Origin of the sequence: Pseudoalteromonas sp. GW168-MNA-CIBAN-0100 (assembly GCF_040309225.1) — a bacterium.
Lineage (GTDB): Bacteria > Pseudomonadota > Gammaproteobacteria > Enterobacterales > Alteromonadaceae > Pseudoalteromonas > Pseudoalteromonas arctica.
In genome coordinates this window covers 1-238 of the sequence record NZ_JBEOOL010001056.1, presented here as the reverse complement: position 1 = coordinate 238, position 238 = coordinate 1, and the positions used below count along the sequence as shown (strand labels likewise).

Sequence of the window (238 nt, the reverse complement as noted above, 5' to 3'; positions counted from 1 at the left end):
GTTTTGGGTATAATTAGTACCATTAATTGCAGTTTTGGTATTTGTTTTTGGAGGTTACGTGGATAAAGCATTGGAGCAGGTTTACCTAGTTGGTGGTGCAGTGCGTGATTTACTGCTAAAAAGAGCATCAAATGACAACGATTATGTTGTTATTGGCGAAACGCCACAGACAATGGAAGCGTTAGGCTTTGTGCCAATAGGTAGCGACTTTCCGGTTTACTTACACCCAAAAACCAAA

At 40.3% G+C, this 238-nt stretch carries 1 pseudogene; it reads left to right on the top strand.

Annotated elements, in window-relative coordinates:
• Window positions 1–58: 58 nt before the first annotated feature.
• Window positions 59–238, top strand: a pseudogene (locus tag AAEY62_RS24590) (multifunctional CCA addition/repair protein); the annotation flags it as partial.